Annotated in this window: 20 protein-coding genes; 12 read left to right on the top strand and 8 right to left on the bottom strand. The window is 24.2% G+C overall.

The genetic code is table 11. The features are described from left to right. The coding region (locus tag N3A58_01610) for a site-specific DNA-methyltransferase (protein ID MCX8058095.1) at positions 1–966 on the bottom strand (966 nt) is incomplete at its 3' end. A gap of 251 nt (positions 967–1,217) precedes the next feature. On the opposite strand from N3A58_01610, the gene N3A58_01605 reads away from it, so the two are divergent. The 9 genes from N3A58_01605 to nuoF all read left to right on the top strand — a co-directional run bounded on the left by N3A58_01605 (position 1,218) and on the right by nuoF (position 11,120). Next, positions 1,218–1,841, top strand: a complete 624-nt coding sequence (locus N3A58_01605; protein ID MCX8058094.1) for a hypothetical protein — start codon at positions 1,218–1,220, stop codon at positions 1,839–1,841. A 16-nt stretch (positions 1,842–1,857) separates the two neighbouring features. Then, positions 1,858–3,405, top strand: a complete 1,548-nt coding sequence (murD, locus tag N3A58_01600; GenBank protein MCX8058093.1) for a UDP-N-acetylmuramoyl-L-alanine--D-glutamate ligase — start codon at positions 1,858–1,860, stop codon at positions 3,403–3,405. 188 nt (positions 3,406–3,593) lie between these two features. Further along, positions 3,594–4,280: a hypothetical protein gene (locus N3A58_01595; protein MCX8058092.1), complete on the top strand. Its 687-nt coding sequence runs from the start codon at positions 3,594–3,596 to the stop codon at positions 4,278–4,280. Between the two features lie 348 nt (positions 4,281–4,628). After that, positions 4,629–5,567 carry a hypothetical protein gene (locus tag N3A58_01590; protein ID MCX8058091.1) on the top strand — a complete coding sequence of 313 codons (939 nt, stop codon included), beginning with the start codon at positions 4,629–4,631 and terminating at the stop codon, positions 5,565–5,567. After that, entirely contained in the window at positions 5,533–6,294 is a 762-nt protein-coding gene (locus N3A58_01585; GenBank protein MCX8058090.1) for an ABC transporter permease subunit, read from the top strand. Before N3A58_01590 ends, N3A58_01585 begins: the two co-directional genes overlap by 35 nt. Positions 6,295–6,447: 153 nt before the next feature. Continuing rightward, positions 6,448–7,152 (top strand): ATP-binding cassette domain-containing protein, encoded by a 705-nt coding sequence (locus tag N3A58_01580; GenBank protein MCX8058089.1) that lies wholly within the window; start codon positions 6,448–6,450, stop codon positions 7,150–7,152. 71 nt (positions 7,153–7,223) lie between these two features. Next, entirely contained in the window at positions 7,224–8,966 is a 1,743-nt protein-coding gene (locus N3A58_01575; GenBank protein ID MCX8058088.1) for an NADH-dependent [FeFe] hydrogenase, group A6, read from the top strand. A gap of 81 nt (positions 8,967–9,047) precedes the next feature. Beyond that, positions 9,048–9,509 carry an NAD(P)H-dependent oxidoreductase subunit E gene (locus tag N3A58_01570; protein MCX8058087.1) on the top strand — a complete coding sequence of 154 codons (462 nt, stop codon included), beginning with the start codon at positions 9,048–9,050 and terminating at the stop codon, positions 9,507–9,509. Positions 9,510–9,545: 36 nt separating this feature from the next. Beyond that, a complete protein-coding gene (gene nuoF, locus N3A58_01565; GenBank protein MCX8058086.1) occupies positions 9,546–11,120 on the top strand; it encodes an NADH-quinone oxidoreductase subunit NuoF in 1,575 nt (524 codons plus the stop codon). Positions 11,121–11,353: 233 nt separating this feature from the next. On the opposite strand, the gene rpsI is transcribed toward nuoF, so the two are convergent. The 5 genes from rpsI to N3A58_01540 form a co-directional block, all read right to left on the bottom strand. Then, on the bottom strand, positions 11,354–11,746 hold the full coding sequence (rpsI, locus tag N3A58_01560) for a 30S ribosomal protein S9 (GenBank protein MCX8058085.1): 393 nt from the start codon (positions 11,744–11,746) through the stop codon (positions 11,354–11,356). Between the two features lie 113 nt (positions 11,747–11,859). Beyond that, positions 11,860–12,309: a 50S ribosomal protein L13 gene (rplM, locus tag N3A58_01555; protein ID MCX8058084.1), complete on the bottom strand. Its 450-nt coding sequence runs from the start codon at positions 12,307–12,309 to the stop codon at positions 11,860–11,862. A 75-nt stretch (positions 12,310–12,384) separates the two neighbouring features. Beyond that, positions 12,385–13,443, bottom strand: coding sequence for a hypothetical protein (locus N3A58_01550; protein ID MCX8058083.1), 1,059 nt, complete (start codon positions 13,441–13,443; stop codon positions 12,385–12,387). A 67-nt stretch (positions 13,444–13,510) separates the two neighbouring features. Beyond that, a complete protein-coding gene (locus N3A58_01545) occupies positions 13,511–14,320 on the bottom strand; it encodes a DMT family transporter (GenBank protein MCX8058082.1) in 810 nt (269 codons plus the stop codon). Between the two features lie 205 nt (positions 14,321–14,525). Next, complete coding sequence (locus N3A58_01540; protein ID MCX8058081.1) at positions 14,526–14,912, bottom strand: response regulator; 387 nt, start codon at positions 14,910–14,912, stop codon at positions 14,526–14,528. 196 nt (positions 14,913–15,108) lie between these two features. Here N3A58_01540 and N3A58_01535 point away from each other — a divergent pair, with 196 nt between their 5' ends. Beyond that, on the top strand, positions 15,109–17,394 hold the full coding sequence (locus N3A58_01535) for a vitamin B12-dependent ribonucleotide reductase (GenBank protein MCX8058080.1): 2,286 nt from the start codon (positions 15,109–15,111) through the stop codon (positions 17,392–17,394). 14 nt (positions 17,395–17,408) lie between these two features. Next, a complete protein-coding gene (locus N3A58_01530) occupies positions 17,409–19,835 on the top strand; it encodes a methyl-accepting chemotaxis protein (protein ID MCX8058079.1) in 2,427 nt (808 codons plus the stop codon). A 311-nt stretch (positions 19,836–20,146) separates the two neighbouring features. On the opposite strand, the gene N3A58_01525 is transcribed toward N3A58_01530, so the two are convergent. Continuing rightward, positions 20,147–24,145 (bottom strand): OmpA family protein, encoded by a 3,999-nt coding sequence (locus tag N3A58_01525; GenBank protein MCX8058078.1) that lies wholly within the window; start codon positions 24,143–24,145, stop codon positions 20,147–20,149. 309 nt (positions 24,146–24,454) lie between these two features. Here N3A58_01525 and N3A58_01520 point away from each other — a divergent pair, with 309 nt between their 5' ends. Further along, positions 24,455–25,690 carry a 6-phosphofructokinase gene (locus N3A58_01520; protein MCX8058077.1) on the top strand — a complete coding sequence of 412 codons (1,236 nt, stop codon included), beginning with the start codon at positions 24,455–24,457 and terminating at the stop codon, positions 25,688–25,690. 16 nt (positions 25,691–25,706) lie between these two features. On the opposite strand, the gene N3A58_01515 is transcribed toward N3A58_01520, so the two are convergent. Continuing rightward, positions 25,707–26,438, bottom strand: coding sequence for an ATP-binding cassette domain-containing protein (locus N3A58_01515; protein MCX8058076.1), 732 nt, complete (start codon positions 26,436–26,438; stop codon positions 25,707–25,709). Positions 26,439–26,503: the final 65 nt, after the last annotated feature.

Below are 26,503 nucleotides of genomic sequence, written 5' to 3'. Positions count from 1 at the left end.
ACCTAATTCTTTCCATTGATTAACCTGTTGTTCGATATTGATGTCCTTTAATATTTTTTCAATAACTCCAAAACCATTGTCTTTGCTGGCAATCCTATCGAATGTTATAACATAGTTACTATTCTTTACAAACTTTGGTTTATTCCAAATTTTCACAAGCTCATCTTCAAACTGAGAAACAAAATCAATTATTTTAAATGCAATATTTTTAAGAATTTGTAATTCATTTACTCTATCGGTTGTCCATTCATTAACCTCATCCCAAAAATATTGATAACTCCAAAGCTTAAACTGTTCTTGTAAAAAAGCTTTAGCGTTTTTGTTTATGAAAAAATCAACTTCACTTTGTTTTTCAAAAATCCTGAAAGCTCTTTCAAGGTCTTCTTCGGTAATTTGAATATGTTTTTTCTTGATTTCTTTGAGAATATCGTCGGTTTTTGTGACTCTACCTTTTTCGGAATAAATAACATTAAAAACAATTGTTTTGTCGTCTGTTATTTCTTTTAGTTCATAAATTAAACTTCGTTTTTCGTTTGCTTTTTTATTTTCTATAGTAGAAGCATCGAAGTCAAATTTTTTGCCATCAAACTCTACAGGCATACTGCGAAATATTCTGTCTGTCTTGACATAATAAAGCATTTGCGTTTTCCAAAACAACACAACATCTTTGTCGTTGGTATAAACTTTTTCGTAAATGTTGTTATGAAATGGGGTAGAGTTAAAATATATACTTCCACTTTCTGTAAAATAACGACTAAAAAAGTTGTATAGTTTGTCAAATAATTCTTCACGAAAATCAGGATATTTCTTTAACGCATCATCAACATCTTTTTTCAAAAGTTCTTCTATTTTTTCATAATATTTTGACTTAATACGCATCAGGTTAATAAAACCACCTGTACCCTCAATTTTTGCACCGATGAAAATATCTTGTAATGCTTTATAAAATTTTTGTTCTTTTGTCATAACTCAAAACCCTTTTCTTAGTAAAAAACAAATTTTTAAATTTTTCAAATTTTATTTATCTATATTTATCATAAATTGTATCAATGATAAAATAAAAAATATCTTATATCTTTTTTACTATAAAATTATAATAAATAAAAAAAATTTGAAAAATAAAATTTTTGCTCTTTAATATTCAAATTAATACAAATACTAATTTATTTAATCTATTCTTTTCTTGATTTTAATTAATTTTTAATTATTTTTTTCTTATGAAATATTTAATTTTTAACAATAGAGCTTTGATCTCTTCAAATTATAAAGACTCAATTGTTAAATATTTTCTAAAAAGAGATATAAAAAATTTGTATTTTACAAATTACTATAATTACAAAATTGCAATAAATTTTCTTAATATCAAAGATAAACTATCTCCTTATGAAAAGATTTACTATTTATTTGAAAATTTAAAAACAAAAGATTATCTTGATTATCCTGTATATCTCTTTTTTTATGGTGATGCACTTTATAATAAAGATTATCTTGCTAAATTGATTTTGAAAAATGAAGACCAATACTGCATAAATTTTATTAAGAATAAGATTCTACACTTTCTAAATTTAACTAAATTTTCCAAAATAAAAAAACCAATCTTAATAACTTTTGATAACTATCATGTTATACCTATAAATTCTCCAAGGATTGAATTAATTTATAAAAATCAAGTTGAGAATATTTATGGTCTTAAAGGTAAAATAATATGGCTTAATTTATCAAAAAATGATGAATTTAAATTTATTGATTTTTCAAGATTAAAAATTTATGGCAAAATATGGGACCCTTTTATGAATTGGAAACCAAACTTTTTAATAAACCATGATTTTGAAATAATTTAATTTATTAGGAGATAAAATGGAAATAATAAATCATGTTTTAAATAAACCTATTGATTTTAATAATAAAAATATCCTTGTAATGGGACTTGGATTAAATGGTGGAGGAGTTGGTGTTTGTAAATTTCTTTCTAGCTATAACTGCCAAATTACAGTAACTGATTTGAAAACTGAAGATGAGCTCAAAGATTCTATCAAAAAAATAGAAAATATTAAAAATATTAGGTTTGTTTTAGGAGAACATAGAGAAGAAGATTTTCTTAAAGCTGATATCATAATTAAAGCAGCTGGTATTAAATGGGACAACAAATATATAAAACTTGCAATAGAAAATGGTAAAAAAGTAGATACTGATATTGGAATATTTTTTGAATTAAGCAAAAACAAAAAGGTTGGAATAACAGGCTCAAAAGGTAAATCAACAACAACTACCCTCATACACAAAATATATAAAGATTACTATCCAAATACTAAAATTGGAGGCAATATTACTGTTTCTGTTCTTGAAGATTTTGATCCCCAAAATATTGACTCCATATATATCTTAGAACTTTCTTCATGGCAACTTGATGATATGAGCAAACATAAAGTTTCTCCACAAATTTCAGTTTTTTTAAATCTTTTACCTGATCACTTAAATTATTATGGCACAATGGAAAATTATCTTAATGATAAAAAGAAAATATATCTTTATCAAAAAGAAGAAGATTATATAATATTAAACATTGACAATCATTATATTTATAACTCAATATTAGAAGATAATATAAAATCAAATATTATATGTATTTCTTCAGATGAAAAAAGATTTAATCAATTATATGAAGATAATCAAAATAAGGGATTAAAAAATAATATTGTAGGACTTATGCTTATAAACAAAGATCAACCATTAAACTATATTTTAAAAACTAAAGAGAATAATTATTTTTATAATACCATCTCGGAAATAGAAGATTTTATATTCATAAAAAAAGGAAATAACATAGAATCTCTAATAAAAATCCCTCAAAATGAGAATTTGCAAGGTGAACACAACCAATATAATATTGCTTCATCTATTATTTCTGCTTTAATTTCAAAAATTCCAGTTAAATCTATAATTAATTCTATTAAAAACTTTGAAGGATTAAAATTCAGGAACCAGAAAATAAGAACATTCAAAGGTATAAACTTTATAAACGATACAACAGCTACAATACCAGCAGCTGTTGCTTCTACACTATCTGCATACAAAGAACAAACAGTAATTTTAATTGCAGGTGGGGTTGATAAAAAAGTTCCTTTAGAAGATATGGTTGAGGCAATTCACAAAAAATGTAAAGCTGTTATTCTACTTGAAGGTGATGGATCTCAAAAATTGTTATCCCAATTACTAGACTCTGGATTTAAAAATATCTTTTACTATTTTAATAATCTTAAAGATGCTATTTATAAAGCTATTGAAATTGCTAAAAAAGAGGACAATATTCTACTTTCTCCAGGATTTGCCTCTTTCAATCTTTTCAAAAATGAGTTTGAAAGAGGTGAAATATTCAACAAGATTGTTAATGAATTAGAGCTATAAAATTTATAATTATCAAATTCTATAATTATTTTATTTACAAATAAAAACATTAAAAATCTTCTTTTTTAATATTATCTTTGATATTTTTTATAAACATTTTTTCTATTAATTTAATCTTATTTTCTATTTAAGTTGATTTTTATCAATAATGAATTATTAATATTAAAAAATATCATTTTGGAGGAAAAATGATGAATAAAATTAAAATAATTTTTGTTTTAATCTTATCTTTTTTATTGTTTTTTTCTTGTACTCCTGTTAAAAATGAAGTAAAACAACAAACACCACCTCAACCTGCACAACCTGAATACCCAAAAATAACAGTGCTTGATACAATGCCAGGGCCTGTTCCTAATTTTATAAGCAAACCTCAATTGTATGTTGAAAAAGACACAAATACAAATGAAATGTTTCTTTATATATGGGTTAATTCAAGAGGACAAAGCCTTGATGGAACTAAAGCTGTTCTTAGAGCTCAAGCTTATCAGAGAATAGCTGAAGGAATAAAACTTTTAATTACATCTCAATTATCCTATGCTATGAGAGGAGATAAAAATGTTAGTGATGAATATGTAGAATCTGCTGTTGCTGCTGTTGCTAAAAATGTTAAAGTTACTGGTTTCATTCAAGTTATGGAATGGTGGAGATGGGTTGCTTATCAGGAAACTAAAGATTCAAGCATTCAAAAGTTTTTTGATGTTTATATGCTATTTAGAATGCCTTATGAAGAATACAAAAAAGCAAGAGATGAAGCACTAAAAGCTTTCTATCAGCAAAATAAACCAAAAGATCCAGCACTAGTTGATAAAGCACAATCATTATTACAGAAACTTGATGATGAAGCAACAATGATGGAGTGGAACAACAATTTTTAATTTATCATTACAATTAAATTAACTAATAAAATTAAATAAAAAAAAGAACTATTAAAACTATTTTATATATTAAAATTATAAAATAAAAGTAAAAAATCACCCTTATTTAAGGGTGATTTTTTTTAAAAAATTTTTATTAAATTCTCTTTACTTTTTTTTATTTAATAGTTAATTTTTTATTAATTTAGAAAATATTACTATTTTAGTGATTTATTAGTAAATTATTTTATTTTGAATAATACAGAATAAAGTAAGAGTATTTTAATTAATTGAAAAAATATATTTTAATTATATGTTATAAAAAAAATAATTTTTAAAAAAAAATACAAAAATAAACAGAGGTGGTCTATGAATAAAAAAACATTATTTTTTTTATTAATTATTATTTTACTATTTTCACTAATTACTTTAGGTCAATCTACTACTCCTTCTACTACTAAGAAAACTATTATTTATGCTCCAGCTACACCTTCATCAATACCATACATAATAGCTTCAACTTATTTAAAAGATACAGAACTTGTTATTTTTACAAATCATTCACAAGCTAATGCTTTATTTCTAAAAGATGATATTCAAATTTTAACTACTGGTTTATCTGTAGGAATTAACTTTTTTAATCAAAATATCCCTGTAAAAATCATTAATTCATATGTTGCTGGATTAACAAGTTTAGTTACATATGGGAAAAAAATTTCAAGTTTGAATGAACTCAAAGGTCAAAAAGTTGCAATACCTTTTGCTGGGTCTCCAATAGAAGAAATTTTTGAATTTTTCTGTAAAAAAGAAAATATAAAAATGAAAGAAGAAATTCAAATAATTTACCTCCCTTTTGCATCATCTGTAGAACTTCTTAAAAAAGGAGAAATATTTGCAGTAGCTCTACCAGAACCTGATGTTTCAAACATAAAAAATCTTCCAAATATCTTTGTATCTCTTTCTTTTTATGATTTATGGGTAAAGTACACAGGTATTACTACTGGTTATCCACAAGTTGGAACATTTGTTAAATCATCTTTTGCTTCTTCAAATTTAGAATATATAAAAAAATTAAATCAAGAAATAGAAAGAGCAATAGAGGTAATTAATAAAAACCCAAATTTAGCTATTACTATTTCTAAAACATATTTTCAAAATATTTCAGAACAAGTACTATTAGAAGCATTAAAAAATACAAAATTTTATTTTGAATATGGAAATAATTTAGAGAAATCTATTTTTAACTATTACAAAATTATAGAGAAACCACTTGATGAAAAGTTTAAAGAGTTTTTTTTCAAATATTAAAAATAATATTTTTGCATTTTTAATATTTATTTTTGTTTGGTTTATTTTATCCCTATTTTTTGAAGATTATATTATTCCATCCCCTTTTACTATTTTACAAAATTTCAACAAACTTTTAACTAAAGAAGTATTAATTAATATAAATGTTACAATTAAAAGAACTTTAATAGGTTTTTTTATAAGTATTATTAGTGGTGCATTTATTGGCATTTTTTCCTATCTTTTTAAAATTAATGAAATAGTAGGCACAACCTTGCTTATTTTTCAAGTTATCCCGGGAACTATATTAGGAATAATATTTTTATTGATTTTTGGAATAAGCGATAGTGCCCCAATCGCATTAATAGTAGTATTAACAACTCCAACTATTGCAATAAATACTTCAGCTTCACTCTTAAAAAGAAATCAACCACTTGAAAATCTTATAAAAACATATTCAGATAAAAAATATTTTTTAATAAAAGACTCCTTTCTTCCTTCATTGATCCCTACTTTTGCAGCAAATATACCTTTAGGATTTGGTCTTGCTTTTAAGGTAGTAATTTTAGGTGAATTTATTGCTACTCAAAATGGATTGGGGCATCTCTTAAATGTTGCTAGAATCTATTTTAATATGAAAGAAGTATTTTTTTATCTATTTATTTTTGTTTTATTTATAACCAGTTCACAAATTATTTTTAACCTTCTTTTTTTTACATTTTTTAAAAAATACCTAAATCCATCATAATTTTAATTTATTGGATCTTTTTATTTTTTGAAAATAAAAATTAATATTTTATAATGCAAAGTTAAAAATTAAAAAATTTAAATAAAAAATAAAATAATTAAAATAAAAATAAGCTAAATTAAAATAGATTAAATAGAAATTTATAAAAACAAAATGAATAATAATAATAATAAAATATTATCAATAAAAATTGAAGAAAAAAAATTTAATAATTTTAAAGTAATAGAGAACTTAGATATTGAATTATATAGAAATGATAAAATTTCTATTTTTGCACCTTCTGGGTCTGGTAAATCAACTCTTATAAAGATAATTAACAATATCGATAAAAATTATAAAGGGAAAATAGATAAATACTATTCTAACTCTTCTGTTTTATTGCAAGAAGCTCCACTTTTCTGGTATAAAAATGTTAAAGAAAATATTTTTTATCCTTATCAATTTTATAAGATAGATGAAAAATTAAAAGAAATTTTAACTATAAATTATAATGAGTGGATTGAAATAACAGAGTTAAAAAATTTTGAAAAATATTATCCTTTTGAACTTTCAGGTGGAATGAAACAAAAAGTCTCTTTGATAAGAACATTTTTATTTAATCCTGAAATAGTTTTTCTTGACGAACCATTCACTTTTCTTGATATTAAATCAAAAAGTAAAATAATGGAATATATAAAATATAAATATAAATCAATTACAATTTTTATGGTAAGTCATAATATTGATGAGTTACCTGATTTTCTTGATAAAATTTACTTATTTAAAGAAACAAAACTTTCAAATTATGAATTAATTAATATAAAAGATTACAAATCAAAAATTGATCTATTTAAAAAAATTTTAAACATAGAAAATTAACTTGAAATAAAAAATTATTTTTTTATACTTTGACCAAATGACTTTTTTTATTAATAATTTTTGGAGGAATTATGGCTGACTTCGTTAATATATCAGTTGATGGTATAAAAATTAAAGTTCCATCTAACATTACTATAATAAAAGCTGCTGCACAAGCAGGTGTTAATATACCAAAACTTTGTTATCATCAAGATCTTCCAGAAACAGGGAACTGTGGAATATGTGTTGTTGAAGTTAAAGGACAGAAAGGACTTAAGAGAGCTTGCGTAACTCCAGTTGCAGAAGGTATGGAAATTATTACATATTCTAAAGAGATAGATAATGCTAGAAAAACAGTTTTAGAGCTTATTCTTTCAAACCACCCAAATGATTGTCTCAATTGTATCAAAAATCAAAAATGTGAACTTCAAGAACTTGCAAATAAAATGAATGTTACAACCCCTATGTATGAAAAGATTATTAAAACTTATGAAAAAGATGAATCATCTTTTTCAGTTCATAGAGATCCTGATAAATGTATCCTATGTGGTAGATGTTTAAGTGTTTGTCAACAAGTGCAAACAGTTTATGCTATAGAAGTTACAAATAGAGGCTTTGAAAGCATCATAGAACCACCTTCAGGGAAAATGGCTGAATCTGTTTGTATTAATTGTGGACAATGTATAGCTTATTGCCCTGTAGGTGCTCTTTATGAAAGACAAGAAATTGATTATGTATGGGATGCATTGAACGATCCAGAAAAAGTTGTAATTGTTCAAGAAGCTCCAGCTATAAGAGTATCTTTAGCTGAAGAATTTGGACTTCCCGCCGGAACAAATCTTGTTGGCAAAATGTATTCTGCTTTAAAAATGCTTGGATTTGATTATATTTTTGATACAAATTTTACAGCTGATTTAACTATTATGGAAGAAGGATCGGAATTTTTAGATAGATTATCAAAAAATAAAAATCTTCCCCTTATCACTTCTTGTTCTCCAGGTTGGATAAAATTTATTGAAACATTTTATCCAGAATTATTAGAAAATGTTTCATCATGTAAATCTCCTCAGCAAATGTTTGGTGCTTTAGCAAAAACTTATTTTGCTAAAAAATATAACCTTGATCCAGCAAAAATTGTCTCCGTATCAATTATGCCATGTACAGCAAAAAAATTTGAAGCAAGAAGACCAGAAATGAGATCTTCAGGTTATCAAGATGTTGATTACGTTTTAACAACAAGAGAATTTGTAAGAATGTTAAATCAAGCTGGAATTGATATAAAAAGTCTACCAGATTCTGAACCTACGGACTTAATGGGTAAATATACCGGAGCTGCTACTATTTTTGGAGCTACTGGTGGTGTTATGGAAGCTGCTTTAAGAACAGCTTATGAACTTGCAACAGGAACTCCTCTTGAAAATGTTGACCTTGAGCCTTGTAGAGGTTTAGAAGGGGTTAAAGAGTTTTCAGTAAATGTAAAAGGAACTCAGATTAATACAGCTGTTGCTCATGGACTTGGAAATGCAAGAAAAGTACTTGATAGAGTTAAAGAAGCTAAATTAACAGGTAAACCAATGCCTTATCATTTCATAGAAATAATGGCATGTCCTGGTGGTTGTGTTGGAGGTGGTGGACAACCTTATGGGTCAACTTTACAAAGAAGACTTGAAAGAGCTTGCGGACTATATAATGAAGATAAAAATATGTCATTGAGAAAATCACACCAAAACCCAGCAATAGAAATTATATATAAAGAATTTCTTGAGAAACCTCTATCTCATAAATCTCACGAATTACTTCATACACATTATACAAAGAGGGATGCTTATTTATAATTAATAATTTTAATTATACAATTTATTTTAATTATAAAAAAGTTTTATATAGATTAATTCTCATAATTTAAGGAGAAAATTATGAATAACATTTTAAATATACTCCAAAAATATGAAAAAGATAAAGAGAATATACTTTTTGCATTACATGATATTCAAGATTCAAAAAAAGAAAAATATTTAAGTTTTGAAGATTTACAGGAAGTTGCAAAGTATTTTAACATTCCTCTTTCAAAAGTTAAAGGTGTTGTTACATTTTATTCTATGTTTTCCTTAGAAAAAAGAGGGAAATATATAATAAGAGTTTGTGAATCAGCACCTTGTCATGTAAGAGGAACAATAAATGTTTTAAAATCATTTAAAAAATATTTAGGTATTGACATTGGTGAAACAACATCAGATGGTTTATTCACTTTGGAGACTACCTCATGTTTAGGGGTATGTGGTGTTGCACCAGCTTGTATGATAAATGAAACTGTTTATGGAAATCTCGAAGATAATAAAATTAAAGAAATAATTGAAAATTATAAAAAGAATAAATAAAAATTTTTATTATATACAATTTTAGGGGGTTATTTTATGTATAGAATAAATGTATTAATTCCCATAGATGAGTATACTATAGAGGCTGGTGCTTATGAAATAAAAGAAACATTAGAAAAAAAAGTTAGAGATAATAAGCTTGATAAGGAGATCCATATTTCAGAAACTGGTTCAGTTAATTTAATAGGCAAAGGTGTTATTCTATTAATTTATCCAGACAATATAATTTATATAAATGTTAAAACTTCAGATATAGATACAATTGTTAATGAACATTTTCTTAAAGGAAGACCAGTAAAAAATTTAATTTTAACTGAAAAATTTGAAATGCCAAATATAATTTCAAAACCTAAAAAAGATACATTAAAATCACAGAGAAGAATAGTTTTAGAAAGAGCAGGTGTTATTAATCCAGAATCTATAGAAGAGTATATTGCTACGATGGGATATGAAGCTTTAGGTAAAGCTTTAACTTCTATGAGTCCAGAACAAGTTTTAAATGAAGTTAAGGAATCTGGTTTGAGAGGTAGAGGAGGTGCAGGTTTTCCAACAGGACTTAAATGGAGTTTTACAGCACCATTAAAAGGAGATAAATTTATTATTTGTAACGCAGATGAAGGAGAACCAGGAACTTTTAAAGATAGACTAATTTTAGAAGGAGATCCACATAAACTTATTGAAGGAATGGCTTTAGCTGGTTATGCTATTGGTGCAAATAAAGGTTATGTATATATAAGAGGAGAATATGATCTCTCTATAAAAAGATTGCAAAATGCAATAAATCAAGCAAGAGAATACGGACTTCTTGGAAATAATATCTTAGGTTCTAACTTCTCTTTTGATATTGAAATTAGAAAAGGTGCTGGTGCTTATGTATGTGGTGAAGAAACAGCTTTAATTGAATCAATGGAAGGCAAAAGAGGTCATCCAAGAAATAAACCTCCATTTCCCGGGCAAAAAGGATTTAGAAATTTACCAACTGTTGTAAACAATGTTGAAACACTTGCTAATGTACCAAATATCATTTTAAATGGTGCAAGTTGGTTCAAATCTTTCGGAACACCAAAATCTCCTGGTACTAAAGTTTACACAATTCTTGGAATGGTTAACCATCCAGGATTAATTGAAGTACCAATGGGAACAACTTTAAGAAATATTATAAATGATTTTGCAGGTGGGATGATCGAAGGGAAAAAATTTAAAGCTGCACAAATAGGGGGATCTGCCGGAGCTTTAATATCAGATAAAATGTTAGATACCCCATTAGACTATGAAAGTTTAGGAGAATATTCAGCAGTTTTAGGTTCAGGAGCCATATTAATTCTTGATGAATCAACAGAAATACCTGATTTTTTAAGATCTGTTTTAAAATTTTTCAAACATGAATCTTGTGGTAAATGCTCTCCATGTAGAATTGGAACAACATATTTATTTAATGCTGGTTTAAAATTATATAAAAGGCTTATAACAGAAAACGAATGGAATAAAATGTTAAATACTGCAAAAGTTATGCAATTGACATCTTTTTGTGCTTTAGGTCAATCTCTTATTTTACCATTAAAATCAGCAAATGACTTTTTCTATGAAGAAATAAGTTCCTATTTTAAGTAAAATTTATTGAATTTAATTTTTATAAAATATTTTGTTAATATTTTTAATAATATTAATAAAGTATTTTTATATTACCAATAAATTACTTAAAAAACAAAAAACCTCCCAAAAATTTGGGAGGTTTTATTTTATTTATTATTTTTATTATTTCTTTAATATTTTAAAAAAATTCTCAATAATTATATATTATGCAAATTCCAATAAAACAGAAATTGTTCTTGTAATAATATAAATTATCTTTTTGAAAACTGGAATTGTTTCCTTGCTTTTTTTCTACCATATTTCTTTCTTTCAACCATTCTAGGATCTCTTTTTAATAAACCATTAGATTTTAAAACTTTTTTGTATGCTTCTTCATCAAGTTTAACTAATGCTCTGGCAATAGAATGCCTAACAGCTTCCATCTGAGCATTTGGTCCACCACCTTTAACATTAATATAAATATCATACTTCCCAATTGTATTTGTCAATTTAAGCGGTTTTATTATTTCATACTGATATCTTTCTATTGGGAAATAATCTTTATAATCCTTTTCATTTATAATAATTTTTCCACTACCTTTTTGTACCAACCTTGCTCTAGCAATTGCTGTTTTTCTTGAACCTTTTGACCAAAAAATATTCATATTAAATTCCCCTTTTTATAATTAAAAATATTTGGTTATAAATTTTTATTTTTAATTTAAATATTTTTAATTCAAAATATTAAAATTTTTCTTATGTTATAAAAATCATCAATTTATATATATTTAGATAAATCAATAATTTCAGGATTTTGAGCTTTATGAGGATGATTTTCATCTGGATATATTCTTACATTTCTCATTAATTTTCTTCCAATTTTATTTTTTGGCAACATACCTTTTAATGTAATATATAATGGCCTTGTAGGATCTCTTTTTAAAAGATTTTCATAAGTAAATTCTTTTACACCACCAGGAAAATTTGTGTGCCATCTATATAACATATCTGTATATTTTTTACCAGTTAATTTAACAAACTTCGAATTAATAATAATAACATTATCACCATTATCCCAAAATGGGACATAGTCTGGTTTGTGTTTTCCTTGCAATATCTTTGAAACAATTGAACACAACCTACCTAGAGTTTGCCCTTTAGCATCAACAATTACCCATTTTTTTTTAGATAATTCTGGTTTTATATAAATAGTTTTCTGTATATTCATTTATATTCCCCTTCATTAACCAAATATTGTTAGTATTATTTACAAATTATATGTGCTTTTTTATTTATCTTAAATTTATTTTTTGTCAAGAGATTTTACAAATTCTTTCAATTTAATTGTAAACTCTTTTATATTTAATAAATCATTTTGAATATCATTTTCAAAATAATCGCAAATTTCCTCATATTCCCTATTTATTAATGATTTCTTTAATTTTTCAAGATCTTTTGTAAATTCTTCAACTAAACTAATTACCTCTAAATATAAAGAATCTTTCTCATTTAAATATTCTTTAGTAGATTTTAATATCAAATTTAAGTAAAATGTAGAAAACTCAACTATTTTTGTAATGGTATTCAGACCAATAGTTTCATTTGTATAGTTAATATCTTTCTGTTCATTACTATTTAAATCATTTAAACTTTCACTTTTTTCAATATTTTTTGCAAAATTTTCCCTCAATCTTGGTATAATAGCAATATAATCTTCTAATATTTTATTGTTATCTTCCAATAGAGTAACATATTGATTAATTTTCAATTTTTTATCAATCCCTTTCATCATTATAAAAACATATGTAACTACTTTAACAATAGTTTCTGAATAACTTATTAAAATCTGTAAAAAGTCATCCTTATATGATTCATCAAGTTGAATAGAATAAATATTATTTATATAATCATTTATCAAGTTGGTAATTGTTTTTAAATTTTTTCCACTACTATCTATAAAAAACTCATCAGATAACTTAAATAACTGTAAAATTCTATTTGTAGCATCAAGACACCATTTCAAACCTTCTACTACTTTCTCTATCTCTTCATCTTTGTATTCATTTTTACTCTTTAAATAATTTATTACAGAAGATACATATTTTACTATATTCTCAGAGGATTCAGATACAAGTTCATGCTTTAAAAGAGCTTTAACCTTTAGTTGTTTTATATCAGAAATGCTTATATTTTGAATTTGTTCAAATTGGGACAAAAAATATTCTTTGTCATCTATGACAAAAGATATCACATACATATCCTGTTTATCAAGAAAGTCAAATAAACTATTAAAAAATTCTTTCAATTTTTTTTCGTTTTCAAGTTTATAGTCAACCTTAACATCATTTATATATAATTCCATTATAACCTCTTTTGTTTTTATTAATTATATTTTATTAAATAAATCACAAATTTATGAAAAAGTAAAATCATATTTTTTCAATACTTAAAAATTTTTTATATAAAATTATTAATTTATCAATTTTATTATAAAAAAATATCGAAATTATTACTATTATTATAAATAAAAATTTATTTAAAAATATTTTTTCTTTAAAAAAAATACAAAACAATATATACGAAACAAATGGTTTAAAGTAAAAAATAAAGGAAGCATCAACAGCACTATTAAATTTCAAACCATAAAAAAATAATACATACGCTATTCCAGTTACAAATACACCTATATAAATTAAAATGAATATATCATTAATATTTATTTTCTTAATAAAATCAAAATTAAACTTTTTTAATAATAATGAAAGTAATATTAATATAATTAGTCCTCCTAAAAAAAGATAAAAGTTCAAAGCAAATTGATCATATTTTTCAAGAAATTTTTTATTTAATACAGTAAACAAACCAAACATTAAAGCAGCTAATATTCCAAAAACTATATTTAATATATTAGTTGTTTTTAAATCTGTTTTAAGAAAAAGATAGATTCCTAAAACTCCTAATAATAAAAAAATAAATTTCAATATTATATGCTTTTCTTCTTTTTTTTCAAACAAATAAGAAAATAATTTAACAAAAATAACATTTGTAGAAACTAAAATTGCACTAAAAGATGGATTTCCATAAAATACAGAGATTTGAAGAAAAAGCATAGAAAATATTAAAATATTTCCATTTATAAAAATAATAAATAAATCTATATAATTAAATTTATTTAAATTTTTAAATGAGAAAGGAAGCAAAATAAGCATACCAATAAAAAACCTTATAATTGTAATCATATAGAAATTAATATTCAAATTTTTTGTTATTACTTCTATAGAAGAAAAAAATAAAATTGTAAAAAATAAAAATATAAAAGAGATTAATTTTTCTTTTTTTAAATTAATAATCATATTTATTAAGAAAAATTATATTTTCTTATTATAATTTTAATTTTATTATAAATATTATAATTTTATTTTAACTATACGTTTATATAAATTTTTATTTCAACTCAATAATCTTTTTAATTCTCCTTATTAAATCTTCATAATCTACAGGTTTTAAAATAAAATCAGAAATTTCTTTAGAAAGCTTATTAGAAGAAAGATTCATTTTTTGTGAAACATTACCTGTAAAAATAACAACAGGTAAATTTTTTCTATAAGGAATCTCTCTAATTTTTTCTAATGTTTCCCAACCATTTAATCCTGGCATCATTAAATCCAACAATACTAAATCTATAGTCAAATCACTTCTTAATAAAATATTAATAGCTTTTTCCCCTGAATTGGAAGTAATAACATTAAAATTATCCATTTCGAGAACAATTTTAACAAAATCAAGAATAACTTCTTCATCATCTACACAAAGAATTGTTTTTTTATCCACTATACACCCTAAATAATAAAAATTTTTAATAAAAACAGAATAATAGTATTTTGCTATAAAAAATTTAAGTTAAAATTCAATTTTTTCAAAAATAAAAAACAAAATTATTTTTAATTGAAAAAATTCTAAATCTTGCTAAAATCAAATCACAAAAAAATTAATTGTCAATCAAATATGATTTCAATTCGGAGGTTTAATGTTAAAATTATCAGATAATGCTAAAGTAGTCCTTGAGAAAAGATATCTACTAAAAAATGAAAAAGGTGAATTGAAAGAAACCCCTGAAAAACTTTTTGAAAGAGTATCCCTTGATATTGCAAAAGCTGATATTTTATATGATAAAAATATTAATATTGAAAATATAGCTTCTGAATTTTATGATCTTATGACATCATTTGATTTTCTCCCAAATTCTCCAACTTTAATGAATGCTGGTACATTAGCAGGTCAACTTGCTGCTTGTTTCGTTTTACCAATAGAAGATTCTATTGAATCGATTTTTGACACTATAAAATATGCAGCTTTAATACATAAAACAGGTGGAGGAACAGGATTTTCTTTCTCAAGATTGAGACCAAGAAATGATATTGTAAAATCAACCTTTGGTGTTTCTTCTGGTCCTGTATCATTTATGGAAGTTTTTAATGCAGCTACAAATGCTATAAAACAAGGAGGAAAAAGAAGAGGGGCAAACATGGGTATTCTCAGGGTTGACCACCCTGATATTGAAGAATTTATTACTTGTAAAAATGATGTCAACAGACTTACAAATTTTAATATTTCTGTAGCTTTAACAGATAAATTCATGGAAGCTTATATAAATGATAGAGATTATGAATTGATAAACCCTAGAACTAAATCTGTAGTAAAAAAATTAAGTGCAAGAAAGATATTTGATTTAATTGTTGAAAATGCATGGAGAACAGGAGAACCAGGTATAATTTTTATAGATGAAATTAATAGACATAATCCGACACCTGATCTTGGAGAAATTGAAAGTACTAATCCATGTGGAGAACAACCTTTACTAGGATTTGAAGCTTGCAATTTAGGATCATTAAACCTTTCAAATATGTTAAAATTAGAAAATAAAAAATATGAAATTGATTGGAATAAATTTGAAAAAACTATTTATAAATCTATCCATTTTCTTGATAATGTTATAGATAGAAGTAGTTATCCTCTTGAAATGATAGATAAACTTGTAAAAGGAAATAGAAAAATAGGTCTTGGAGTCATGGGTTGGGCAGATATGCTCTTCAAATTAAGAATTCCTTACAATTCTGAAGAAGCCCTGAGTTTAGGAAAAAAAGTAATGAAATTTATTCAAGAAAAATCTTTTGAGGCTTCATGTGAACTTGCTCAAAAAAGAGGAGTTTTCCCTAATTGGGAAAAATCTATTTATAAAGATAAAAAAATTAAAATAAGAAATGCAACAAGAACAACAATAGCACCTACAGGTACTATCTCAATCATAGCAGGCACCTCTTCTGGAATAGAACCTGTATTTGCTTTAGCTTTCTACAGAACTGTTCTTGATAATAATAAACTTGTAGAATATCATCCATATTTTCTAGATTTTATAAAATCAACACCATTTTACAATAAAAAATTCGAAGATGATATAGCTGAACATGGTTGCTTAGCAAAAATAGATTATATTCCTCAAGAAATTAAAAATATATTCGTTACTGCTCATGAAATCTCTCCAAAGTGGCATGTTGAAATGCAATCAGTTTTCCAACAATTTACTGATAATGCAGTTTCAAAAACTATTAATTTCCCTTCAAATGCAACTATTGAAGATGTAAAAAATTCTTTTCTTCTGGCATATAACTTAAAATGTAAAGGAATAACAATTTATAGGGACAAATCAAGGGAGGGAGTATTACATCTTGGTATAAAATCATTAGAAAAACAAAAATCAGGTTCTTCTGAAATAAAAAAAAGAACAACACCAAGACCTAGACCTTCTGTCACAAAAGGTAAAACTATAAGAATGGAAACAGGTTGTGGGCATCTTTATGTTACAATAAATGAAGATGATAACGGTTTAGTTGAACTCTTTGCAACTATGGGGAAAGCCGGTGGTTGTGCTGCTTCACAAATAGAAGCTATTTCAAGACTTGTTTCTTTATCTTTGCGAGCAGATATAGATCCAGATTCCATAATTAAACAATTGAAAGGAATAAGATGTCCTAATCCATCGCCTTTACTTAAAGAAGGTAAAAGAAATTTTTCATGTGCTGATTCAATTGCTAAAGCACTAGAAATTTATCTTGAAGATAGAAACCAACTTTTTTCTTCAATAGATAACAATAAAAATATTGAAGAAATTAATTTTGATTATAAAAATGACGAAAATTATAAAGATAATTTTAACAAAGATATTGGTGGAGTTTGTCCTGAATGTGGGGGAACACTAATGCAAATTGAAGGGTGTTCAACTTGTTTAAATTGTGGATTTTCTAAATGTAGTTAAAGAGGCATTGGAAAATGAACATAAAAACTAAAATATTAGTTGTTACTTTTATTTTCATTATATTTTCCTTTATTTTATTCTTTATGTTTTTCTTTAATAAAGTAACTTCTAATTATGAAAATCTTATAAACTTTGTTTTACAAAAATTAAATAAAACTATATATACAGAAATAAGTTATAGTTATATTAAAGAATTATCTGATTTAAGAGATAATTTAACTAATATTTTTAGAACTTTTACAAGAAAATATTCAGATTTTAATTTTAATGATGATCTCTTTTTAGAATATATAAAAAATCAAGATTCTTTTGACAATAATTATTTTATCTATATCATGAATAATAACTATGAAATTTTAGCTTCAAACACTAATGAGTCTGATTTTTCTCAAATCCCAATTCCTGTAGATGCTGTAATTCAAGCTATTGAAAGAAGCAATCAATTTTCAGGGTTAGCTTTTTTTAATGATGATTACTATCCAATACAGATTACTACAATAAATGATCATAGAAACACTACAAAATTTTATGTATTTGTAATAATAAATAGACCATTTATAAATTATATAAAGGAAAAAATAAATTCTTTTGAATTACCTTCATTTAGTTACTTTTTAATTTATGAAAACAATATTGATTATAAAATAAACACAAAATATAAACCAGGGGATGTTATATTTTCTACAACTGATTTAAAATTTAATCTATCACCTATTAAAGATATTCAAGGGGGTTACATAAAATTATTTACAGAAAATAAAAATGATTATTTTTATTCATATTTTAGTTCTATAAACGAACTTGAGTTTAAAATTATTAATTTGATTCCTTCAAGTTATATTAATGCTACTTTAAAGCAAGTTCAGACATATGGAATAATATTAATTATCATCATTTTAGCTATTTTTACTTATCCTCTAATTATTCTCTATGAAAAAATTATTTTCTATCCTTTAAAAGAAATTGAATTTTTAAATAATGAAATTTCAAAAGGAAACCTTTCAATAAGTTTACCAAAAAATAAAAATGATGAATATTATTCTATAAGAGAATCAATACAAAATATGATAATAGATTTAAGAAATGTTATTCAATCTATATCTGTACTTTCCAATGATTTTATGGAAAAACTTTTTAGTTCAAATTATACATTTGAAGTTAGTGTCCAATATATTTATAATGAGACTCAAAAACTTATTAAATTAACAAATGAATTTTATCAATATAATAAGAAACTAGAAAATTTAAAAGAGATATCTAAAACATCATTACAATACTCCAATACATCTATAGAAAAAGCTCAAGAAAACTTTAAAGTTATTAAATTACTATATGAAAATCTCACAAGTTTAACAGAAATGTATTCAAAAATTGAGGAATTTTCAAAACAAATACAAAATATAGCAACTCAAACAAACTTGCTTTCTCTTAATGCATCAATTGAATCCTCAAAAGCAGGTGAAACAGGTAAGGGCTTTTCTGTTGTTGCATCAGAAATTAGAAAACTTGCTTCTCATACAAAATTATTTGCAGAAAACATTTCTGTATTAACAAGTGAAACTGGAGATACATTAAACAAAATTAAAGAATCTACCTCTAATGTTGAAGATATAATTAAATTTATTGTTGGTAATTTAAAAGGATTAAATGGATTAATTGATAAATTGCATGAAATGATAGATGATATTGAAACCCATTCTAATAGTTTAAATATATCGCTTAACCATATAACAAATGATATCTCCAAACACTTAAATGATCTTGGCCTTGTAGAACAAAGTCAAATAGATATATTTTCCGATTTTAACAAACTTCTTGACAAGTTTTCTTATTTTAAATTTATAAAATTATTGCCAGAAATAGAAGAAAAATATTATCATATTTTAAGAGAATCTTTAGAATATATAGAAGATCATATTTTGAAAAATCCTTATAATATGTCATCTGATGGAAAATTTGAATTAAATGGTCAATATGTTGATTCTCTAATTGTCAATAATTATCATATTTCTAAAGATGAAAGCATTCTTAATCTAATAAAGAAAAAATACCCAGATATTGAAATAACAATCTTTCAATATACTGATAAAAATGATCTAATTAGAGTTAATACAACTGCACGAGATGCATTGAACAATTCAGCAATTGGGACACTTATTGAGAAAGATTCTTATTTTTATAGGAGAATTTTACACGAATCTGAAATATTTGATATTCAGACATTTTATAATAAAATTTATTTTACAAATTTTATAAAATACTCTGATGATTCAAACAATCTCAAATATATTATATCTCTCGGTATAGAACTTTCTCAACAAGATTTAGCTTATATATTGGAAACAGAAGCTAAAAACAAAACTTTATTACCAACAATAGATAATATTTCAGAAGAAAATATAGATTCTAGTGAAATTAAAGATGTAAGTAATCCAAGTTAAAAATATTTATTCCTTTCTTTGCTCTTTTTAATTAAAAATTTAAGTTTACAAATTTCTATCTAAAATTCTTTTTTATCTTATCTATTCTAAATAATTATATAATAAACTCTTTGTACTTATATTTCTAAAATAAAATTGTACTATAGATTATAGATTATTTAATTAGTACTTATTAGTAAGCATAAAAATTATATTTATACTTTTCCCCACAAAATTAATTCAACTCGACTATATTAACTAAAAGAGTAAATATTAATGTTAAGAACAAATATTTATATTAGAATTTATACTAAAATTATAACTTTCTACTTTTATCTTTCTAGATAAAATTCTACTCTTCTATTCCTTCTTCTCCCATCTTCTGTATCATTAGTATCTATAGGATCATTGGGTCCTCTTCCTTCATAAGTTAATCTTTTTGGATCAATATCTTTTCTAACAAGATAATCATAAACACTCTTAGCTCTTCTTATAGATAACTGAATATTGTAATTATAATCTCCAATATTATCTGTGTATCCAATGATTCTTATTCTATAATCCTTAAACTTATTCAATTTCTCAACCAATTTATCAAGAATTGCAAATGAATTTCTATCAAGCTTATCGGAATTAAATGCAAAAGTAATAGAGTTTAATATAATTCTATACATTACTTTTCCATCTCTTTCAATCTTTTCAACAAGAATGTCAACTGTAAAATCTTGAGTTATTCTTATCTCATTTCCTGCAAAATCTTTAGCATAGAAAAATATTTTGTAATCTGCAGCAGAATCTACTTTATATTTCGGATCATCACCTATACCATCCCATTTTTCAATAATACTAAATTTATCGCTTGTTAAATTTTTATAAGTAAATGTTTTTATTGGATTTTTACTTATTGTTTTTTCATCATAGACTCTGAATATTTGAATAATACATTCACTTAATTTATAATTATCAGATGTATTAAATGTAACAAAAAGTTCATCATTAAATCCATCATTATCAGGAGAAAATAGATCAGGTTTAATAACTGTATCTATTTTTGGAGCTTCTAGATCAACTAAAATATCCTTTAACTCAAATATCCCATAAATTCCACTTTCATAAAAGGCTTCAATTACAAAATCATAATTTCCTGTTTCTAAAGTCTTTTTACCTTCAATAATTCCATCAAACTTAAAATTTTCTATTTTAGTATTAAAATCTTTAACAATAACTGATTCATTTTTAGAGTTTTTTATACTAATTCTAACATTTTTAAGCTTATCTTTTTTGATAATATTTGAATCGTCTATGTTAATATTAATATTAATAAAGTCTCTAAAATTGTCAAAATTTGGTGAGATTACAGGAATATCATTTGTAGAAGCATTTATTTTAGGGCTTTCTCTATTTATAAAAAAGGACTCTTCTTTTGAGGTTCTATTCCCAGCATTATCATAAAAAATAAAATTAATTAAATAGTCTCCATCAGAAAGATTCTTGCCATCTAAGATATATTTTTCACTAACATTTTCTATTTTATAAGTTCCAACAGTACTATTCCCTCTTTTAATAATTACATCATATTTTAATAATGGTTCATTAGATTTAAGATTGACAATTAGAACATCATTATTTCCATCATTATTTGGAGAAAAATATCTATTATCTAAGCTTATAGTAACTTCTGGTGAAACTAAATCAGTAATAAAATATTTTTTATCGTAAGATTTTGACTTAATACCACTATCATATTCTACTTCAATATAATAATAATATTGACCATTTTCCAATTTATCATTGAATTGAATATTTTCAGGTAATCCTTTAAATTCTTTCTTTATTTTTATTTGACCATCTGATCCAACAATATAAAATGTGGTTTTAACAATTCCATTTTTTTCTTTAGCATCAACCTTAAATATAATTAAATCATTAAAATTATCATTGTTAGGAGAATAATAAGCTAAATTTGAATCAACATATACTTCTTCTACAACTCTAACTAATTTAATCTCTTTAGAACTATATTTAGCAGAATTCCCAGCATTGTCTTCAGTATTTATTAATACTATATAATTTCCTTGAGGTATTTCCCTCCTCTCTAAATCATATCCATCAAGAACAATTTCGATTTTTTTATCAGAAATAATCTTTTTGTTAAGAGGAGTAATTAATAAATTTTGTTTATATGGATTAATAAATAATATATCTTTAATTACATTAATATTATCTTCATCTTTTACCTCAACAATTATTTTAAGAGTATCTTTATTTCCATCACCATCAGGAGAAAAAGCAAGATATTCTTCTGTAATAATAATAACTGGAGGTTTAGTATCTACAGTAAAATTTACTTCATTAGAAACTGGTTCATTACCACTTTTAAATTTTGCTTTAATGAAATAAATATATCTACCATCAGAAACAAGCTTTTTATTTTTATCTATTCCATCCCAAACAAACTTATCAGGAATATTTCCATCACCATTCTGTTTAAATACTTCATTATTATTTTTATCCTTTATTATTAATTCCCAAAATATTATATTTTCTGAAGAGGTTATATTGTTAATAAAAATAATTGTATCATTTTTCCCATTTCCTGTTGGAGCAAGATATTCTGAGGAAGCATAAGACTTTATTACCTCATAAGTTCTTACAAGAGTTACTTTTCTCTCATCAAGCTTTAAAATATTTCCAGCTTCATCTTCTGCTCTAAATACAATTTTATAAAAACCCTCTGGAGCAAGGGTATTTTTATTTGTCATTCCATCCCAAGAAAATAAAATAGTATTATTATTTATATAATTTTTATCTAATTTAAAAGAATTAATTAGATTATCATTTTCATCAAAAATTTGCACTAAAATCCATTCATCTTCATCCAATTTTGAAAATGCAATTTTAGCATTATAAGTTTCTTTTCTCCCATCACCATTTGGAGAAAACATATCAAATTCTGTTGTTTCTTTTACCTCAAATTTATTAATTTTTGTATCTATTAATACCTCAATAATCTCACTTCTGCCTTCATTATTATTTTCATCCCATGAAATTGCATAAATAAAATATTTCCCATCAGGTAAAACTTTTCCTTCATAATCTGTTCCATCCCATGAAATAAATTCTGGAATCTTAACCTGCTCTTTCTTTGCAAATAATCTATTAAATATTTTATCAAGAGTTACATACCTAACTTTTCTAACATCTTCTGCCTCAAATACTTTTACTATATTTCCCTTTTCATCCATTATAATTATTTTCCAACCAAAAATTATAGAATTATCTTCAAATTTTGGAAATATATTTACTTCATCTTTAACACCGTCATAATTTGGAGAAAATTTATTTTTATCAACTTTGATTTTTGTAATAGGTGCTTTTTTATCAATACCACCAAATGTGTAATTAAAATTTACTGTATGTATTGGATTATTGTTTGAATTATTAGAATATCCATAGGATATATAAATATTATTATCTTTGTTAATTGGAATATAAAATGAAATACCTAAATGATATGAAAAAACAGATAAATAATCTAAATAGGCAAGTTTAATTCCAAAATTTAAATCCAAAAATTTAAAAATATTTATATTTATGTTTGATCCATTACCAATAGAAAAAGGATAAAAATTTAGAAAAAGATTATCTATAAAAGTTACAACTAAATTGTTACTGATATTTAAAAAATCAAAAGATATCGATCCAATTAAACCAATTGGGGGATAATAATTACTATTAATTTTAGCAGGATAACCTATATTATTTAATACAATACCCCAAGCTAAATTTTTAAATCCAAATCCATTAAATGCTTCGTAAGGTGTTTTAGAAGAAATACCAAGATCAAAATTCATGCCAAAATTTGTAAATCCATCTGTTATAAAGTTCAATGCTACACCTACCCAAAAATCTTCATTTATAAGTTTTGCAAAATTAGTTCTAAAAAGAATATTATTATTAGGACTTACTCCATATTGGTTCATATAAGATAGAAAAAATGTTACATTTCCATAAACAGTATCAAATGAATAATAAGTATTTCCAATTATAAAATTTGAAAACCCAGAAATTAAAAAAGAGAAATCGTTATCAGCAAGTTTAGCACCATATGCAGGGTTTATAAGGAAAGAAAATGGATAATTTGAATATGGAGAAATAACAAAACCTGTTGCCATTCCATAACTATAAAAATCATAATAAGAATATCCTAACCCATAATTAGTATTATTTGTAGTTTGTGCATATATTAAGTTCACTGAAAAAATAAATAGTGCAAAGACAATTATAATTAATGAATAATTTTTTATATTTTTAATTTTTATATTAATCATACTTTTATTAACCTCCTAAATTTAATAATAATTTTATTAAATTAAAGAACATTACAAAAATTAAAAATTAATTTTTTTATTAAAAAATAAAAATTAATAATCAAAACTTTTATTTATTCTTCTCAAAAACTATAATAGATTATATTCAAAATTTGTCAACTACAAGTTAATCAATAACTTAATTTATAGTTAATTAACAATCTTAAATTATTATGTTGATTTTTTATATTTAAAAATTAAGTTTATATAAAATAAAAACAAAAATAGATTTGTTAATTATATTTCAGAGAAAAATATAAGGAGCTTAATATGAATAAATCAGTTATTATTCTATGTGGTGGAGGTCCTGCTCCAGGAGTTAATACAGTCATATCAACAATAGCAAAAGTATTTTTAAAAGAAGGATATACTGTTTTTGGTTTTCATAAAGGGTTTGAAACACTTTTCAAAGATAATCCAAATTATGTAATTTTTAATTTTGACTTTGCAGATAGAATTTTTGATAGAGGTGGCTCAGCTTTAATAATGAGCAGATATAAACCTAAAGAAGAAGAATTTAAAGTTGACTTTTTTGTTAAAAACAATGTTAAATTGCTTGTAACAATAGGTGGAGATGACACTGCTACATCTGCAAATAAAATAACTAAATTTCTTGAAACAAATAATTACAAAATCCAAAATATTCATGTTCCAAAAACAATCGATAATGATTTGCCTTTACCTGATAAAATACCAACTTTTGGTTATCAAAGTGCAAAAAATGAAGGAGTAAGAATTGCCTCAACAGTTTACGAAGACGCAAAAACATCTGGAAATTGGTTTGTAGTTTCATCAATGGGTAGAGAAGCTGGACATCTTGCCTTTGGTATAGGAACAGCTTGTCACTATCCTATGATAATAATTCCAGAAATGTTTAATAAAACTAAAATAACTCTTGATAAAATAGTCAAAATGATGATCTCATCAATTATAAAAAGAAAAATATATAATCTTAACTATGGAGCTGTTATAATATCTGAAGGAGTTTTTCATTTCCTTGATGAAGAAGAATTAAAAAATTCTGGTATCCAATTTACATATGATGCTCATGGACATCCAGAGCTTGGTCTTGTTAGTAAATCTCACATTTTTAATATACTTCTACAACAAAAACTAAAATCTTTAGGAATTAAAATAGGTTCAAGACCTGTTGAAATTGGATATGAGATAAGATGTACAAGCCCAATAGCCTATGATTTAAAATATTGTACATTACTTGGAATTGGTGTAAAAAAATTATTTGATGAAGGTAAAACAGGATGTATTGTTGTTGTTGATAATTTTGGAAATATAAAACCTCTTTATCTTAAAGATATATCTGATGAAAATGGGAAAATTATAACTCGAATGGTTGACATTAATCTTCCAGAATTTAAAATGGTATTCAATAATATGCATTATATTAAAGATGATGATTATGAGAAAGCTTTAAAATGGTTGCCAAATCCAGAAGAATATGATCTATTAAAAATATTAAATTGGACTAAAAAAGATATAGAATTTTAAACAAAAAACAATTAAATTAATATTTTAAAACTTTTTCTAAAAACTTTTTCAAATTATCAGAATATGGGTTTTCAAAAAATTCTTTTGATCTATTTAATTCTTCAATTTTTCCACTATTCAAAAATATCATATAATCTGATACTTTCTTTGCAAAACCAATTTCATGAGTAACTATTATGAACTTTTTATTTTCATTTTTTAATTCATTTATAAGATCAAGCACTTCAGAAGTATATTCCGGATCCAAAGCAGAGGTAGGCTCATCTAATATAATAAATTCAGGGTTTATAGCAATAGCTCTTATAATAGCAATCCTTTGTTGTTGACCTCCAGATAACATAATTGGTAATTTATCTTTATGTTGTAAAAGCCCAAATCTTTTGAACAAATTTTCTGTAATACTATAAGCTTCTTCATTATCAATATTATGAACTTTAATAAGAGGTAATAAAACATTTTTAAATGCTGTTAAATGAGGAAAAAGATTATAATTTTGAAAAACAAAACCAATTTTCTTTCTATAATTAATCAAATATTTTTCTTCCCAAATAACTAAACTATTATTAACATATATATTACCTGATGAAGGCTTTAAAAGACCACCAATAATTCTTATTAATGTTGATTTACCACTGCCAGAAGGACCAATAATTGCTATTGAATTAAAATTTAATAGTTCTAAATTTATATTTTCAAGAACAACTTTTCCATCAAAGCATTTTTTTAAATTTGATATCTTAAGTTGCATAAAATTAATTTAAAATAAAATTATAATAAATTTTTACTATTTTTATTATTTTTTATATTTTAATT

Source organism: Spirochaetota bacterium, from assembly GCA_026415295.1.
In the GTDB taxonomy this organism is placed as follows: Bacteria; Spirochaetota; JAAYUW01; order JAAYUW01; family JAOAHJ01; genus JAOAHJ01.
Note: the sequence above shows the minus strand (reverse complement) of the source record. Positions and strands in the feature narration are given on the sequence as shown.